9 protein-coding genes are annotated in these 14361 nt (G+C 44.5%); 4 read left to right on the top strand and 5 right to left on the bottom strand.

The features are described 5' to 3' along the window. Positions 1 to 77: 77 nt before the first annotated feature. Positions 78 to 887 (bottom strand): hypothetical protein, encoded by an 810-nt coding sequence (locus R7Q47_RS12685; protein WP_154205152.1) that lies wholly within the window; start codon positions 885 to 887, stop codon positions 78 to 80. 210 nt (positions 888 to 1097) lie between these two features. After that, a complete protein-coding gene (metG, locus tag R7Q47_RS12680) occupies positions 1098 to 3173 on the bottom strand; it encodes a methionine--tRNA ligase (RefSeq protein WP_005387290.1) in 2076 nt (691 codons plus the stop codon). Between the two features lie 162 nt (positions 3174 to 3335). Here metG and apbC point away from each other — a divergent pair, with 162 nt between their 5' ends. The 3 genes from apbC to R7Q47_RS12665 all read left to right on the top strand — a co-directional run bounded on the left by apbC (position 3336) and on the right by R7Q47_RS12665 (position 7510). Continuing rightward, positions 3336 to 4412 (top strand): iron-sulfur cluster carrier protein ApbC, encoded by a 1077-nt coding sequence (gene apbC / locus R7Q47_RS12675; protein ID WP_054574796.1) that lies wholly within the window; start codon positions 3336 to 3338, stop codon positions 4410 to 4412. A gap of 180 nt (positions 4413 to 4592) precedes the next feature. Continuing rightward, a complete protein-coding gene (udk, locus tag R7Q47_RS12670; protein ID WP_005380833.1) occupies positions 4593 to 5234 on the top strand; it encodes a uridine kinase in 642 nt (213 codons plus the stop codon). Between the two features lie 188 nt (positions 5235 to 5422). Then, a complete protein-coding gene (locus R7Q47_RS12665) occupies positions 5423 to 7510 on the top strand; it encodes an AsmA family protein (RefSeq protein WP_154205153.1) in 2088 nt (695 codons plus the stop codon). A gap of 62 nt (positions 7511 to 7572) precedes the next feature. Here R7Q47_RS12665 and cobO read toward each other — a convergent pair whose 3' ends face one another. Then, positions 7573 to 8178, bottom strand: coding sequence for a cob(I)yrinic acid a,c-diamide adenosyltransferase (gene cobO / locus R7Q47_RS12660; protein ID WP_005380837.1), 606 nt, complete (start codon positions 8176 to 8178; stop codon positions 7573 to 7575). A gap of 117 nt (positions 8179 to 8295) precedes the next feature. Here cobO and R7Q47_RS12655 point away from each other — a divergent pair, with 117 nt between their 5' ends. Next, entirely contained in the window at positions 8296 to 8745 is a 450-nt protein-coding gene (locus R7Q47_RS12655; RefSeq protein WP_031781115.1) for a low molecular weight protein-tyrosine-phosphatase, read from the top strand. 60 nt (positions 8746 to 8805) lie between these two features. Here R7Q47_RS12655 and R7Q47_RS12650 read toward each other — a convergent pair whose 3' ends face one another. Continuing rightward, positions 8806 to 10365, bottom strand: coding sequence for a SulP family inorganic anion transporter (locus R7Q47_RS12650; RefSeq protein WP_005396973.1), 1560 nt, complete (start codon positions 10363 to 10365; stop codon positions 8806 to 8808). A 332-nt stretch (positions 10366 to 10697) separates the two neighbouring features. After that, positions 10698 to 13781, bottom strand: coding sequence for a ribonuclease E (gene rne, locus R7Q47_RS12645; RefSeq protein WP_213897723.1), 3084 nt, complete (start codon positions 13779 to 13781; stop codon positions 10698 to 10700). Between the last annotated feature and the right edge of the window lie 580 nt (positions 13782 to 14361).

Here is a 14361-nt window from a genome sequence, read left to right as displayed (position 1 = left end):
GCCTTAGGCCTGCGGTTTTTTTGTTTTTATTTATAAGTCGGCGACGAACCAAGCACCAATAATAAGGCATGGAACGTTTATCCTGCTAGCGAGAGTCTGGGTAACGGTAGATATAATGACTCTACGACATCTGAAAGGACATGGTCGTAAGTATTGAAGATGGTCAATGACAAGTCCGATGTGACGCCATAAAGCTCTGCTTCTGTTAAGTCGACATGACTCCCTGTCACGTATTCATTTAGCGTCTGTATTGAGCGCGTGGAAGCAGGAGAGGTAATGCTAAGTGGAGCGATAACCGCTAGTTGGTTTAGCTTACGCATCATGACCGATGCATAATTTTTGAAACGTTCATTTCCGCCTTGCTCTCCTAAATCTTGAATGCTGATTCGCAACTGAGTCAGGGTCTCCAAGCTATCCATAATGTTTTGCCAGTTCATGTGATACTCATTATGCAAGTCATCTCTTTGCTCAACCGCTAGCCATGCGATGGTTACTTCATCCATCAAAAACAAGCAATGACGAATCAACTTACCATGCTCCATCTGGTTTCTTGCAACACTATGGTCATCCCATTGTTCAAGTAGTTTCCCTACTTTAATCTGTAATACGCGATACATGGGTTTGTTTTCAAACCGTGAGGTTTCGACTAAAAGATGAAGCTTGTTAGTCAGAGCATCATTAAGAGCGTCCAATTTTTGTTGATCGTTTTGTTGGAATTGAAGCGAGTAGTGAGTAGCAGCTCGGTGGTGTCTCAGAAGGTGAACAACATCTCGCAACAATGTTAACAGCTGATATTTGCGCGCATGTTGCTGCTCTCGTTTAGAAGATAAGTGATATATTCCAGCTAAAATAGCGATGGACAATAGTGTGGAAATCAAAACAAACATAACCAACTCCTTGTTAGTGTTTGGACCTAACAAGGAAGATTGCAGTTTTGATGCCACTAATTAAATTCTATTAAAACAGTAATTTAGGATTGTGATGGGAGAGGTGCTGTACAAGTTTGGTGCACAAATTCCCCAAAAGTGTGAATTCAGTCAAAAAAAGTCCCCGCTGAACTGGCGAGGACTTTTTAAATTTGATTGTAAAGCTACAACTTACATTACACGCATCCCTGGTTGAGCGCCTTCGTGTGGCTCAAGGATCCACAGGTCGCTACCACCAGGGCCTGCCGCTAGGATCATACCTTCAGACATACCAAACTTCATCTTACGAGGTTTTAGGTTTGCTACCATTACTGTTAGCTTGCCTTCTAGCTCTTCAGGTTTGTAAGCTGACTTGATGCCAGAGAATACCTGACGAGTTTCACCACCGATGTCCAATTGGAACTTAAGCAGTTTGTTGGCTTTTGGTACTTCTTCACAAGAGATGATGCGAGCGATACGCATATCTACTGCGGCAAAAGCATCGAACTCAATCTCTTCAGCGATTGGTTCTTTGTCTAGCTCGGTTTGGCTAGCCTTGTTCTTTTCCGCTTCAGCTTTCTCTTTCGCCGCCATTTCTGCCGCCGCATCTTCTTTAGACGCTTCGATCATCGCTTCAACATTCTTCGGATCGATACGGTTGAACAGTGCTTTGAACTTAGTGATCTCGTGGCCTGTTAGTGGAGCAGCGATGTTTTCCCAAGTTAGCTCTTGGTTTAGAAACGCTTCAGTACGCGCAGCTAGCGATGGCATTACTGGTTTCAGGTAAGTCATCAGTACGCGGAACAGGTTGATACCGACAGAACAGATGTCTTGTAGTTCCTGATCTTTGCCTTCTTCTTTTGCTACAACCCACGGTGCTTTTTCATCAACGTATTGGTTAGCTTTGTCTGCCAATGCCGTGATTTCACGGATTGCACGACCAAACTCACGCGTTTCGTAAAGCTCAGCGATACGGTCAGCAGCAGCAACAAATTCGTTGTAAAGTTCAGGCTCTGCAAAGTTGTCAGACAGTTTGCCTTCAAAACGTTTCGCGATGAAACCTGCGTTACGAGATGCCAGGTTAACGATCTTGTTAACAACGTCAGCGTTTACGCGCTGAGTGAAGTCTTCAAGGTTAAGATCTAGATCATCGATACGGCTGTTTAGCTTCGCAGCGTAGTAGTAACGTAGACACTCAGGGTCTAGGTGCTCTAGGTAAGTGCTTGCTTTTACGAACGTACCTTTAGACTTCGACATTTTCGCGCCGTTTACGGTTACGTAACCGTGTACGAATACGTTGTTAGGCTTGCGGAAGCCAGAACCTTCTAGCATTGCTGGCCAAAATAGGCTGTGGAAGTAAACGATGTCTTTACCGATGAAGTGGTACAGCTCTGCTGAGCTGTCTTTTTTCCAATACTCGTCGAAATCTAGGTCGTCGCGCTTGTCACATAGATTTTTGAAAGAGCCCATGTAGCCGATAGGCGCGTCTAGCCATACGTAGAAGAATTTGTTCTTCTCACCAGGGATCTCGAAGCCAAAGTATGGTGCATCACGTGAGATATCCCATTGCTGCAAACCAGATTCGAACCATTCTTGCATTTTGTTCGCTGTTTCAGCTTGTAGCGAGCCAGAGCGAGTCCACTCTTTTAGCATGCTTTCAAACTGAGGCAGGTCGAAGAAGAAGTGCTCTGAATCTTTCATTACTGGCGTCGCACCAGAAACCGCAGATTTAGGATTGATAAGTTCTGTTGGGCTGTAAGTCTCACCACAGTTGTCACAGTTGTCACCGTACTGGTCTTCAGACTTACATTTTGGACAGGTACCTTTTACGAAACGGTCCGGTAAGAACATCTCTTTTTCTGGATCGAACAGCTGAGAGATAGTGCGGCTAGAGATAAAGCCATTTTTCTTCAACTCAAGATAAATGTGTGACGCTAGCTCACGGTTCTCATCTGAGTGTGTGCTGTGGTAGTTATCAAAGCTGATATCAAATCCAGCGAAGTCTTTTTGGTGCTCTTCGCTAACTGCGGCAATCATTTCTTCAGGAGTAATACCCATCTGTTGCGCTTTAAGCATGATTGGCGTGCCGTGAGCATCGTCAGCACAGATGAAGTTTACAGTGTTGCCGCGTAGGCGTTGGTAACGAACCCAAATGTCCGCTTGGATATGCTCAAGCATATGACCAAGGTGGATCGAACCGTTAGCGTACGGAAGGGCACAAGTTACCAGCATTTTCCTTGACGGAAAGTTTTTTGGATCGTTTGCCATACTTAATATTCGCTTTTCTTGATAGGTATAAATAAATTTTGATGGATAATACTACCCCATGAACTGACTAACTCCAAGGTGTCAAACTGCGGAATGCCTTAGTTTTTTTGGGGTTCTGGTTGAGCCTGGACGGTGGTAGCATGACATCTAAAAGGAGGGCTTATGCATCAGTTCACTTCAAAACAAGATTTTTGTCACTGGTTTAACCAATTCCAACATCCACAGTTGGTGGAAAACTGGGCAGATATTCATGGCGCAATTTCGATTACGACACAGGGTTCTATTGATATAACGTTGCCATTCGCAAGTAATGAGCTTCAAACCGTACTGCATGACTGGATCAAACAGCAGCAAGCCTCGGGTAAAGTGGCTGAATTCCCATTTAATATTCGCCTTGGAGTTAAAGCTTTAGAAACTCAAGTGGCTAACTCGGTTAAGGGTGTTAAGAACATCGTTGCCGTCAGTTCTGCGAAAGGTGGCGTTGGTAAATCTACTACCGCAGTTAACTTAGCGTTGGCGATTGCTCAATCTGGGGCGAAAGTGGGATTGTTGGATGCAGATATCTATGGTCCGTCTGTACCTATGATGTTGGGGCAAGAAGATGCTAAACCAGAAGTTCGTGATGGCAAGTGGATGGAACCCATTTTTGCTCACGGCATCTATACTCATTCTATCGGTTATTTGGTGGATAAATCAGAAGCGGCGATATGGCGCGGTCCAATGGCTTCAAAAGCGTTGTCGCAGTTATTAACTGAAACAGATTGGCCAGATTTGGATTATTTGGTGATTGATATGCCGCCAGGTACGGGGGATATTCAATTGACTCTGTCACAACAAATTCCGGTAACAGGTAGCGTGCTAGTCACAACACCGCAAGATTTAGCCCTTGCCGATGCAAGGAAGGGAGCGGCAATGTTTAACAAAGTCCATGTCCCGGTTATTGGTGTTGTGGAAAACATGAGTTATCACATTTGTAGTCAATGTGGCGCGAAAGAGCATATTTTTGGTATGGGCGGAGCTGAAAAAATGTCGCAAGAATTTGGCTTAGCATTGTTAGGACAAATTCCGCTTCATATCTCTATGCGAGAAGATATTGACGCTGGCGTGCCAACGGTAGCAAGACGCCCAGAAAGTGAGCATGCAGGGTATTATAAGCAACTTGCCGATCGCGTATGTAGCACGATGTTTTGGCAAGGCAAAGCAAAACCAGATGCGATTAGCTTTACAATGGTGAACTAAGTTTACTATGCCTATTGGTTGATAATTGCACATTTTAACGTTTGCTCGGAGGTTAATCCTCTGAGCAGGCAGAAACTTATGACTAAACCCTAATTCCAACTAGTAACTATGGGGTGAACTCCCTATAATCAGGCAGTTTATCTTTTTATGTGACTAGAAATCATCATCGGGTGCAAACTAATGTCTGATAATAATCAATGCGTCATCGTAGGTATTGCTGGCGCTTCTGCTTCTGGAAAAAGTCTGATCGCGAGCACTATTTATAATGAGCTTCGCGCGAAAGTAGGCGATCATCAAATCGGTGTCATCACGGAAGATTGCTACTACAACGACCAAAGCCACCTAAGCATGGAAGAGCGAGTAAAGACGAACTACGATCACCCGAGTGCGTTGGACCACGACCTACTGTGTGAGCACCTAGAAAAATTGGTACGTGGTGAAGCAGTAGAAGTGCCTGAGTACAGCTACACTGAGCACACAAGAACAATTAACACCACCACAATGACACCTAAAAAGGTGATCATTCTAGAAGGTATCCTTCTTCTTACAGACCCTCGTCTTCGTGATTTGATGCATGCGACAGTATTTATGGACACACCGTTAGATATTTGCTTGCTTCGCCGTGTTAAGCGTGATGTGGAAGAACGAGGCCGAACTATGGAGTCTGTTCTTAAGCAATACCAACAAACAGTACGTCCGATGTTCATGCAGTTTATCGAACCTTCTAAGCAATATGCGGACATTATTGTTCCTCGCGGTGGTAAAAACCGTATCGCAATTGATGTATTAAAAGCTCACATTGCAAGACTTTTGAAAGCTTAAGCCTATAGACGGCTATATCGCTTTATTTTTAGGAGAAGAAGTGGCACCTTAAGTGCCACTTCTTTTTTTGTTTTTAAATTAGTCAGTTGCAGGTTAAAACCAGACACTTTTCACGCTTTTGTGGAACTGTCAGCGGTAAATGGAGTCTGCGCTTATAATTGTAAAAACACTCGAGCAAGGAAAAACAAATGAAGAAACTGCTCTTAATTCTAGCAATACCGATTGTGGTCATTTTGGTCGCAATTTTAGCGTTAACCATCTTCGTCAATCCGAATCAGTTTAAACCCCTTATTGTTGAGCAAGCGCAAAAGCAAACGGGATTAGAGTTGGTGATTGAAGGGGATATCAGTTGGCAATTTTTCCCATCGATTGGCTTTGAGTTGGGACATACAGAATTGCGAAATCCACAAGGCTTTAGTAAACCCAATTTATTCAAAGTTGATACCGTTGGTGTAGACATCTCTGTTATGCCACTTTTTAGTCAACAGCTTGAAATTGGAAACGTCACGCTTGATGGTGCTGAGTTCTACATTGAAACCAAGAAAGATGGCAGCAAGAATATTGATGCATTGACGAAAGCCCAAACACAACAAGCAGAACAAGAGAGCAATGCTGCGCCTACGCAAAATGGTGAAACGCAAACTTCTGGTTCTGATTGGAGTATTAATCTTGCTGGCGTTACGGTTTCTAACGGTTCATTAGAAATGCAGGATAAGCAAGCCGGTAGTTACACCAAACTCTATGATATTTCATTAAACCTTTCCGAATTCGCTTTTGACAACTGGACAACGGCTGATTTTGGCGTGAAGGGCGAAATGAACGACCAAAAGTTCACCGCGAAAGGTCAGGCAGACTTTAAGCTAGAAAAAGGTTTGGCAAACTACGCGCTAAAGAACATCAACTTTGATGCGACATACTCTGACCCTGCCAATAAAATTGAATCGGCAACGATCGGTTTAGACACGTTTGAATTCGATAAAGTAAATAGCCTGACTTATGCCATTAAGGGTGACGCTGGTGGTATGAAGTTAGATATGCAGGGTGCTGGTCAACTTAGCGTGGACAAGGCTATCAGCAAAGTACAGTTGGATAAGTTAACTCTTAAATCGACTTTTGAGGGTGATGCTTTACCTCAGTCCCCGATGAAAGTCGACATGGTGTCTGATCTGTCTTTCGACCTAACGAAAAACCATCTGAGTTTTGTTCTAGAGAAGTTAACAGCGAATGCTATCGCCCTAGATGGTAAGGCAGATGTGACACTCGGTGATATTCCTAAAGTACGCTTTGCTCTCCATAGCCCCAATATCGATCTTGATGAGTTCTTAGGGTTAGATAAGCAAGCTGCCGAAGGTAATAAGCCTGCTTCTGGTGGCGAGAGTGCTCCTGCCGGACCTGAGGTTGAGCCTGATTTGTCTGCGTTGAAAGCGTTAGATGTAAAGGGTGACATTACCATCGACAAATTCAAAGCGGCAAATGCGAAGATGGAAGCGGTAAAAACGAGCTTCACTGTAAATCGTGGCGTGTTTGAGCTTACATCATTTAGTTCGAAGTTGTACCAAGGCTCAATCTCAGCGACAGCGAAGTTAGATGCACGCCAATCACCAGCGACTTACAGTGTTAAAAAGTCAATCAAAGGCGTGAAAGTTCAACCGCTACTTATAGACGTTGCTGAGAACGACAAACTTGAAGGGACGGGTAACATTGATGTGAATGTTACAGGTAAGAGTCTCACGCCTACCGGTATCAAGAAGAATCTATCTGGTACGGTTGTTATCAATTTTGCTGACGGTGCGGTGAATGGCATCAACGTTGCTCAGTTGATTCGTGAAAACTATGCGAAATTTAAAGGGCAAAAAGTTGAAGGCACCAATGAAGCTAAGAAAACAGACTTCAGTGCTATGACGGCGACATTGAAACTCAACAAAGGTGTAGTATCAACGGATAATATGCAAGCTCAGTCTCCATTGCTACGTGTTCGTGGTAAAGGTACCGCAAACTACATCAATGAAACAGTCGACTTTACTATCAGCACGTCAGTTGTAGGCAGCCTAGAAGGCCAGGGCGGTAAAGATATAGATGAGCTGAAAGACATCACGATTCCAATCAATGTGTCTGGTAAGTGGGCAGAACCTAAATTCAAGCTCGTATTCGATGATGTTCTGAAGCAGAAAGCTCAAAAAGAAATCGATCGTGGCGTAGAGAAGCTGACGGACAAAATCAAAGACGAGAAAACCAAAGATGCGGTCGATGGTTTATTGAAGAATCTTTTCAACTAACCGTGCGTGAAAATCAAAAGGGTTGGCATTTTGCCAACCCTTTTTAAATTACTCTGCGAGTGTTACCAATCGACGCCTTTGAGGGCTTTTACGCCAGATTCAAATGCGTGCTTTACATTTTTCACTTCAGAAACGGTATCTGCCATTTCAATCAGGGTTCGATGTGCGCCACGCCCAGTAATAATAACCGACTGCATTTTAGGTCTGTTGCTTAGTGCTTCGACCACTTCGTCTAAGTCGATGTAGCCGTAGCTCACCATATAAGTTAGCTCGTCAAACAAGATGACATCGATAGAGTCGTCTTGCAGCATGCGTTTACATTCTTGCCATACGCCTTGCGCTGCTTCGGTATCAGCGGCTTTGTTTTGAGTTTCCCATGTAAAGCCGGTCGCCATTACTTGGAATTCAACGCCGAGTTTCTCAAGTAGGTTGCGCTCACCGTTGTCCCAAGTACCTTTAATAAACTGCGCGACAGCACAATTCAAACCATGACCCACTGCGCGTGCGATCGTACCGAATCCTGATGTCGATTTACCTTTACCATTTCCGGTAATGATCAGTAGCAGACCTTTTTCCTCTTGAGCAGCAGCGATTTTTGCGTCTACCTGTTCTTTGACTTTTTGTTGGCGAGCTTTATGGCGTGCTTCTTTATTTTCTTCGATAGACATAATACTTCCTCAATTCCTTTTCGTGCTGTGCCCAAGCTAATTTGGGTTCATTGATTTATCTCGCTATGATAGACCAACATATCGTGAAGAAAAACCACCGATAATTCAGGGAATAAAATGAAGAAAATACTTGTTGTTTGTATGGGAAACATTTGTCGGTCACCAACCGGAGAAGCAGTGTTAAGAGCGAAAGCTCAAAAGCTAGGCGTTGAAGTAGAGGTTGAGTCGGCAGGTACAATTGGCTACCACGCAGGAAACCGACCGGATTCAAGAGCGATGGCAGCAGGAAAGCAGCGAGGCTATTCTTTTAAAGGAATGCAAGCGCGCCAAGTCACCATTGATGACTTTGAAAAGTTTGACCTTATATTAGCCGCAGATAAAGCAAATTTGGCCGATTTATTGGATATTTGTCCGTTGAAGTATCGACACAAAGTATCGTTATTTTTAAGTCATTCTGAGTCAGTTTACGACGAAGTCCCGGACCCATATTATGGTGGGGAAGATGGCTTTGAACTGGTGCTTGATTTAATCGAAGAGGCATCAGACGCAATTTTGAAGAAGCTATAATCACCGTGCTTGAAGACAATAGAAAAAGGGATGAGCTCAGCTCATCCCTTTTTATTCGTGTTAACCCGCTAGTATGTCGGTTGCGACTTTGTAGCTTGGGTCTTCCTTCACGTTAATTTCAACCAAGCTGCCAGCTTTATCTAAAAGCTTGCGGCAATCTGGACTTAGGTGGCGAAGGTGTAGTGTTTTACCTTGAGAGTTGTAACGCTCTGCTAGCGTTTCAATCGCTTCAATTGCGGAGTGATCCGTCACGCGAGAGTCTGCAAAATCGACAATCACATCTTTTGGATCTTCAGGCGCGTTAAACAACTCCAAGAAGTTAGCGGCAGAACCAAAGAAAATAGGGCCGTGAATCTTGTACTCTTTTGAACCTTCCTCGTTTAAGCACGTGTCGGCATAGATGTGCTTAGCGTGTTGCCATGCAAACATTAATGCAGAAACGATAACACCAACCGCTACGGCAACAGCAAGGTCAGTAAGAACAGTAACAACGGTCACAAGAACAATAACGAAGAAGTCTTGCTTCGGTACGCGGCGTGCTAGCTTAAATGTTGCCCATTCGAATGTACCAATGACAACCATGAACATCACACCAACCAGAGCAGCGAGTGGGATCATTTCAATTAGCGAAGAAGCGAATAAGATAAACATCAATAGAGCGATAGCCGCAACGATACCAGATAGACGACCACGACCACCTGAGTTTACGTTGATCATCGACTGACCAATCATCGCACAACCACCCATCGCGCCAAACACAGAACACGTCATGTTTGCCATACCTTGACCGATACATTCGCGGTTAGATTGACCACGAGTATTCGTCATCTCATCTAAAACTGTCAGTGTTAGTAGAGATTCAATTAGACCAATGGCCGCGAGAATGATCGCGTATGGAAGAATGATTTGTAGTGTCTCTAGTGTAAATGGTACCGCAGGAATAGAGAAGGTTGGTAGTGAACCTGCGAGTGTTGCCGCTTCATCACCAGACATTGTACGCAGGAAGTCAACAACAGTTCGAGTTTCCAGATCCAAGCCAACCACTAAAGCCGTCACCGTTACGATCGCAACAAGTGAAGAGGGTACAGCTGTTGTGATTTTTGGTAGAAAGTGAATGATTGCCATAGTCAGCGCAACCAAACCAAGCATTAGCAGCATCTGGTCTTGTGGTAGCCAAGTGAGCATGCCGTTGATGTCTGGCGCTTTAAACTGACCCAACTGAGCTAGGAAGATAACAATAGCCAGACCGTTCACAAAACCGATCATCACAGGGTGAGGTACGATACGGATGAACTTACCCAATTTAAACATACCAGCGGCAATTTGAAGAATACCAGCGAGCATGATGGCTGCGAATAGGTACTGGACACCGTGAGTCGCGACAAGCGAAACCATTACGACTGCCATGGCACCTGTTGCACCAGAGATCATGCCGGGACGACCACCGAAAATGGAAGTAATAAGACCAACGATGAATGCAGCGTAAAGACCGACCATCGGATCTACGCCTGCGACGAACGCAAATGCGACAGCTTCAGGAACCAATGCTAGCGCAACGGTTAAGCCTGATAGCACATCATTTTTTACGGAGTGCTTAGAAAATTGGGGAAATTCGAACATGTTTGTTTTTAAGTTCTCTTTGCAATGAGTTAAACCCGACACATATTCGTATTTGCACAAGCCACTGAGTGGTTGATTTCTAATCAAACATTGCAGTGTAAACCGTAGTATTAAAAGAGCAGCATCAGAATGGTGTCGAAAACTTGAGTCGGCGCATGCTACCGAAAAGTGTGATTAAGTTCAAGAATGATACGAATAATGGCGTACAAATGTGATCACGAATTGGTATTTATATGAACAATTTATTGGGCAAATATGAAGATAAAAAAGGCTACCAGATGGTAGCCTTTAATTTATTTATGCCGTTAAGCAGTTGAACGTAATGATTTAGCCTAGTTAAAGTTAGGCTTTGTCATCTCTGCTGATGCGCGGTTTTTAGCCACTTGGCTACCCGCACCTTTAGCTTGGTAACGTTCGGTTTTGAACGGTGCTGCTGCAACCGTGATTTCGCGTAGCTCTTGAGGGCCAGGTGCTTTCGTCATCGGTGCGCTAGCGTTTAGCTTAGCCGCAACTTTAATGGCTTCGACTTTAGGCTCTGATTTAGCTACTGGCGCTTCGGCTGCAATCTCTTTTGCTGCTTCAACCACAGGCTCTTCAGCAGGTGCCGTTTCTACAATGGCATCAACCGGTTCAGCATGTTCAGTTACAGGAGTTTCAACGATAGGCTCTACCGAAGCTGTTTCTACTACTGCCGATTCAGTTTTTTCTGCGATTACTGCTTCCACAACAGGTGCTTCTACTACTGGAGCTTCCACTTTCGCTTCAACTGTTTCTTGAATCTTTGATTCAACAACTGGCGCTTCTGTTACAACAGGTTGCTCGCGGCGAATAATCACTTTACCCATAGCCATCTCTGGACAAGCAAAACCACCTTGCATTGTAGGTACTGCTGCTACTGTTTCTTCCTTAACTTGCTCTTCTTTCTTAGGTGCTGGTTTCGGAATGTAGCGTGGCATTACTTTACCCATAGCCATCTCAGGAGAAGCTACACCACCTTTACGCAGGCGGAACGGGTTAGGACGGCGATCGCGGCCACGGCGACGACGTTGGCCGCTTGCACGCAGGTGACGTGGCGAACGACGGTTACGACGTTGCTTAGACTCTGCTTGCTTGTTGTCTTGCTGTGCCTCTACCGCTGCTTCTGTTGGCTTTTCAACTTTAGTTTCAACCGTTTCTTGAGTCTTAACCGCTGTTTCTTCGGCATTCTTCTCAATCGCTTCTTGGTCTTTAACGCGTACAGACTTGTTCAATTTGCGACGTTGGCGGCGCTCTTTCACTTTTTCTGCTTTCGCATTTTGCTGTTTCGGTTTGCTCTCTTCTGGTTTTGTTTCAGTACGAGCTTCCGCTGCTAGCTGCAGACCTTTTTCCGCTACTTTTGCGTTTGCTTTTTGCTCTTGGGCTTTATCTGCCTGTTGAGCTTTAGGTTTACGCTTTTGGTTACGGTTTTGCGGTTTATTTGTTTGTTGTTGAGCTTCGTTTTGCTCATTAGCCTGTTCATCACGAGGCTTACGACGACGTCGGTTATCGCGATTATCACGATTATCACGATTATCACGATTATCGCGCTGGTTGTTATTGCGACGACGATCGTTGCGATCACGCTTGTTACGTCGATTATCGCGATTTGGTTTTTTCTCTTCCTGAGGTTTTTGTTCTTCTTTTGTTTCTTCAGAACCACCGAATAGGAAGCTACCAAGTGCTTTAAACAGACGGCTGAACAATCCAGGTTTCTCTTCTTGTTCAACGTTTTGTTCTTTCTTCTTCGCCTCAGGAGCTGGTTTAGCTGCTGGTGCAGGTGCGGTTTGAGACGGAGCAGCAAAGCCTTTAAGAACTGGCTCTTCAATTCGTTTTGGTTTTACGTCAACTTCCGCTGGCTCTTTACCTTCTGCTTCTTTCATCGCTTCCAGTTTCTTAGGAAGTAAGTAAGAAATCAGATCGAACTCTTCGCCTTCACGAACACGGATAACTTCAAAGTGCGGTGTTTCCATATCAGAGTTTGGAACTACCGTAATTTTCACTTCTTGAATGCGTTCGATATGGTTTACTGAACGACGTTTTTCGTTCAATAAGTAAGAGGCTATTGGCACAGGTACGACTGCAAGTACTTGTGCTGTGTTGTCTTTTAGCGCTTCCTCTTCAATTAAACGAAGTACAGAAAGTGCTAGAGATTCGTTGTCGCGAACGACACCAGTTCCGCTACAGCGAGGACAGATGTGGTGGCTTGCTTCTGCTAGAGAAGGGCTCAAGCGCTGGCGTGACATCTCCAACAAACCAAAGCGAGAAATACGACCGATTTGTACACGAGCGCGGTCAAGGCGAACGGCTTCACGTAGACGGTTTTCTACTTCTCGCTGGTGACGAACCGGGGTCATATCGATAAAGTCGATAACCACTAAGCCACCTAAGTCACGTAGACGTAATTGGCGAGCAATTTCGTCGGCTGCTTCTAGGTTCGTGTTTAGAGCTGTTTCTTCAATATCGCCGCCCTTGGTTGCACGAGCAGAGTTGATATCGATAGACGTTAGTGCTTCAGTCGGGTCAATAACAATAGAACCACCAGATGGCAGACGCACTTCACGTTGGAAAGCCGATTCAATTTGGCTTTCGATTTGGTAGTGGCTGAATAGTGGAACTTCGCCTTCATATTTCTTAACGCGGTTAAGGAAATCAGGGCGCACCAATTGAATGTGCTCTTTTGCACGTTCGTAGATGGTGTTGCTATCAATTAAGATTTCGCCAATATCACGACGCAAATAGTCACGGATTGCACGAACGATAACGTTACTTTCTTGGTGGATTAAGAATGGAGCAGGGTTAGAGTCCGCTGCACCTTTGATTGCACCCCAGTGGTTAAGTAGTACATTCAAATCCCACTCAAGTTCTTCAGCACTCTTGCCAACGCCAGCAGTACGTACGATTAGGCCCATGCCCTGAGGCAGTTCCAAAGTACTTAATGCGGCTTTTAGTTGAGTACGCTCGTCACCTTCGATTCGACGAGAAATACCGCCAGCACGAGGGTTGTTAGGCATCAGAACAAGGTAACTACCAGCAAGAGAAATGAAAGTAGTAAGAGCTGCGCCCTTGCTTCCACGTTCTTCTTTTTCCACTTGAACGATAACTTCTTGGCCTTCCGTTAGCACTTCTTTGATGCTTGGACGACCTTGGTAGGTGTAACCTTCAGGGAAATATTCGCGGGCAATTTCTTTGAGAGGGAGGAAACCGTGACGCTCGGCGCCGTAATCAACAAATGCGGCTTCTAAGCTTGGTTCGATACGTGTGATACGTCCTTTGTAGATATTCGCTTTTTTAGATTCATGACCTGGACTCTCGATATCAAGATCGAAAAGTCGCTGGCCATCAACCAGAGCGACACGCAACTCTTCTTTTTGAGTTGCGTTAATTAACATTCTTTTCATTGAAAATTCTCGTTGTCTTTTCTTTTATATCTTTCTTGTCGACTTGCCACTGTTTTTTCGCTCTTTCACGGTGCCTGATCCCATGGCTTGTATTTTGCAGCCTCCCGGCTGGAAGGGGATGCTCTCGGGCACTTCAGTCATCACAAGCCTCTTGTGGTTTCTGTTGGAAACGTAGACTTGTGACCCGCTATTTGGGCGGTAGGTACTCAACGTGAATATGCGAGGAGTAGGGTGGCAAGAGTGTTGAATTCGATGTGTCTCACGCCAATGCTGCACTCGACCTTCAACGATCTACTCACATTGCTTGAGGATAAATGATTGGTAATGAATAAAATGTAACCAAACCTTCCTTAGCAGCTGTGAACTATAGCAGTGCGCGTGGCTATCAGCAATCTGCTTTCACGCAAACGATAGAAAATTTGCCGCTAAACTCAAAATTTCTATTTTATAACTGGCTGTTTCATAAGCAATTGAGATGTGCAAACTGTTCAAGACAGAAAACAAATTGAGAACTTGATTGAGAGTTTTAATAATTTAAACAAAAGCTTGGCGAAATTTAGACCAGTATGTGCCACCGAGT

It is taken from the genome of Vibrio sp. Vb0349 (assembly GCF_033338975.1).
The sequence above is the reverse complement of the archived record's forward strand: the minus strand, read 5'-3'. Positions and strand labels throughout refer to the sequence as shown.